Raw genomic sequence first — 3,670 nt, forward strand, 5'->3', positions numbered from 1 at the left:
CCGGTCGAGCCGGCCCCCGTACGCGCACCGGCGGTGGCGGGCACGGCCCGTCGCGCGGCCGATGCCTGGTGCTTCGTTCGCCGCCTTGTTCGAGCGCGACGACGTCGGCGTCCTTGCGCCGCAGGTCGACGAGCAGCGGGGTCGCGATGAAGACCGACGAGAAGGCACCGACCGTCATGCCGATGAAGAGCGCCAGCGAGAGGTCGAGCAGGGTGCCGGGGCCGAGCTTGGCGAAGCCGATGATGAGGACGGCGACGATCGGCAGCACGGCGATGACCGTGGTGTTGATCGAGCGCACGAGCGTCTGGTTGACCGCGAGGTTAGCCGCCTGCGCGAAGGTCGAGCGCTTGTTCTGGAAGGCGGCCCGGGTGTTCTCCTTCACGTGGTCGAAGACGACCACCGTGTCGTACAGGGAGTAGCCCAGGACCGTGAGGAAGCCGATGAGCGTCGCCGGCGAGACCTCGAAGCCGGTCCACGTGTAGATGCCGACCGTGATGAGCATGTCGTGCGCCAGCGCGACGATCGACGAGATCGCCATCTTCCAGTTGCGGTAGTACAGCGCCATCAGCGCCGTCGTGATGACGATGAAGACGATCAGGGCCCGCAGGGCCTGCTGGCTGACCGAGGCACCCCACGAGGGGCCGATGAAGCTGGAGTTGACCTCCGACTGCGGCACGCCGAAGGTGCGGGCCAGCTCGCGGGCCACCTCCCGCGACTCGTCGCCGTCGAGCTCCTCAGTCTGCACGCGGACCGTGTTGCCGCCGATGGTGGTGACATTGGCCGAGGCGGAGCCACCGGCGACCTCGCGGACGGCCGAGGTCGCGTCGTCCTCGTAGGAGGCCGGTGCCCCCTGGGTGACGACGCGGAACTCCGAACCGCCGGTGAACTCGAGGCTGAGGTTGAGCCCCTGGACGACGAAGCCGAGTGCGGCCACCGCCATGATGACGGCCGAGGCGATGTACCAGGTCTTGGACTTGCCGACGAAGTCGATCGACCGGTCGCCGGTGTAGAGGTCGTTGCCCCACTGCGCCATGCGACTCATCGGGCGCTCCCTTCGGCCGGCACGGCGACCGGGTTGTCGATGTCGAAGTTGCCGCGACCCTTGTAGCGGACCTTGGCCTCACGCAGGGTGTCGACGTCGAAGCCGGACCACTTGTGCCCGGAGGCGAAGAACCTGTTGCGGGCGAGGATCGTCAGCAGCGGGTGGGTGAAGAGCCAGAAGATCGCGAGGTCGATGAGCGTCGTCAGGCCCAGCGTGAAGGCGAAGCCACGCACACCAGAGCTGGCGAGGACGTAGAGCACGACGGCGGCGATGAGGTTGACGCCGTCGGCGACGAGGATCGTGCCCTTGGCCCGGGCCCAGCCGGCCTCGACCGCTGCCCGCAGGTTCCTCCCTTCGCGCAGCTCGTCCCTCACTCTCTCGAAGTAGACGATGAAGGAGTCGGCGGTGACACCGATGGCGATGATCAGGCCGGTCACGCCGGCCATGTCGAGGCGGTAGTTGTAGCCCCATGCGAGCAGGGCGATCGCCAGGTAGGTGATGCCGAAGGCCACGAGCATCGAACCGATGACGACGATCGACAGCGCGCGGTACTGCACGAGCGAGTAGAGCAGCACGACGAAGAGGCCGATGAGCCCGGCGATGATGCCGTAGCGCAGCTGCTCGGAGCCGAGCGTCGGGCTGATCTCCTGACGGCTCTCCACGTCGAAGGACAGCGGCAGGGCGCCGAACTTCAGCGACTTGGCCAGTGACCGTGCCTCGTCGATCGAGAAGCCGGAGATGCTCGCCTGGCCGTTGGGGATCGCCTCGTTGAAGCCCGGGTCGATGAGGACCTTGGAGTCCAGCACGGCGGCCAGGGCGTTGTAGGAGGCCGGCGGGTTGGTCGGGTTGGTCGGGTTGAGCCCCTGCAGCTTGACCATCTGCTTGGAGACGTCGCCGTACTCCTTGCGGCCCTTGCTCGTCAGCGTCAGCTGGATCTCGGGCTCGTTGGTCTGCTGGCCCTGCGGGCCGACCCGGTAACCGGCCTGCGCGTCGGCGATCTCGGTACCGGCGACGACGACCGGGCCGAGCACGTACTTGAGCGAGCCGTCCTCCTTGCAGGCGACGATCGCGCTGTCGGTGTTGCCGGCCGGCTGGTCCTCCGGCGGCTTCGAGCAGTCGAGGTCCTGGAACTCCTTCCAGACCTTCGTCGAGATGTTGTTGGGGTCGAGCTCGTCGGTCGGCTTGCCCGAGGGCTTCCACGACTGCTCGCTCGCCGTCGGGGTGGCGCCAGAGGTGGTCTTCGTGCCGGACGTGGTCTTCGTGCCCGACGTCGTGCTCGACTTCGAGCCGCTCGGCGTCGAGGTCGGCTCGGCGGTGCGCTCCTGCTCGCGCGAGGCGGCGGTCGAGCTGCTGCGGCTGGCGCTCGGCTGGGTCGAGCTGCTCGACGAGCTGCTCTTGGACCCGCTGCCGGAGGTCGTCGCGGAGGGCGTCGGCTCGGCGGCCTGCGGCGACCCGAGGTCCGTCGCGAGCACCGGGCGGAACTGCATCTGCGACGACGCGGCGATCGCGTCCTGCTGCTCCTTGGTCGGCACACCGGGCATGGCGACGACGATGTTGGACGAGCCCTGCGTGGTCACCTCCGCCCCCGAGGTGCCCTGTGCGTCGATGCGCTGGACGATGATGTCGCGGGCCTCCTCGAGCTGCTGCTGGGAGACCGAGCCACCCTCGGTGCTGCGCGGCGAGAGGATGAACTGGAAGCCGCCCTCGAGGTCGAGCCCGAGCGCGGGCGTCCACGAGGCATCCTTCTTCCACACGCCATAGCCCAGCGCACCGGTGAGCATGATGATGAAGGCGAAGAGCCACATCAGGGTGCGCTTGGCGTTGTCCTTGCGGGCCACGTCCTTGCTGCGTCGCCGGTCAGCCATGTCAGTCCCGCCCGTCGGTGTCGGTGGTGACGTCCCCGCCCGGCGCGACCTTGGCGCCATGGCGCGTCGGTCGAGGGTGAGCACGATGCCCGGGGCGGCCTCGAGGCGCACCCGGTCGTCCTCGACCTCGGTGATCCGCCCGAAGATGCCCGAGGTCGTCACGACCTCTTCCCCGACCTGCAGGGAGGCGGAGAAGTCCGCCATGGTCTTCTGCCGTCGCCGCGCGCTCCAGAGCATGAAGCCGATGAGGATCAGCGGGAGGATCAGCAGGATCAGGCTGGCGGTCTGCGAGCCTTGGTTCATGAGTGCGGACTTCCTGGGTCGGGACTGGTCGGTCGAGGTGACGTCGCAGTGGCTCGGGGTCGCCCGAGCCAGTGGCCGAGTCTAGGTCAGCCCCTGCGCCCTCACCAACGGACACGACGGGCGATCTGGTTCCGTGTGACGTCAGCCGAGACGGCCGGTGTCCGGCCCCTCTGCGAAGGGGAGAGCCCCCTGCTCCCCCGGTGGCGGGGTGAGGCCGAGGTGGGCCCAGGCCGCCGGCGTGGCCATCCGTCCGCGCGGGCTGCGCACGATGTAGCCCTGCCGCACGAGATAGGGCTCGGCGACGGTCTCGACGGTGTCGGTCTCCTCGCCGACGGCGACGGCGAGGGTCGACAGGCCGACCGGCCCGCCCCCGCAAGCCGGCGGCACAGCGCGTCGGAGCACGGCCCGGTCGAGGCGGTCGAGCCCGGCCTCGTCACGCGAAAGAGCGACCAGCGCCCGC

The 3,670-nt window shown here is 69.2% G+C and carries 3 protein-coding genes; all 3 read right to left on the reverse strand.

Annotation, left to right across the window (positions count from 1 at the left end; genetic code table 11):
- On the reverse strand, positions 1-1,042 hold a 1,042-nt coding region (secF, locus tag AC2W7J_RS16640; protein WP_485983768.1), incomplete at its 3' end, for a protein translocase subunit SecF.
- Complete coding sequence (secD, locus tag AC2W7J_RS16645; protein ID WP_485983770.1) at positions 1,039-3,210, reverse strand: protein translocase subunit SecD; 2,172 nt, start codon at positions 3,208-3,210, stop codon at positions 1,039-1,041. The genes secF and secD, both read right to left, overlap by 4 nt.
- A gap of 141 nt (positions 3,211-3,351) precedes the next feature.
- The coding region (locus tag AC2W7J_RS16650; RefSeq protein WP_485983772.1) for a Holliday junction DNA helicase RuvB C-terminal domain-containing protein at positions 3,352-3,670 on the reverse strand (319 nt) is incomplete at its 5' end.

Source organism: Janibacter sp. CFPM2_SD2 (assembly GCF_057364645.1).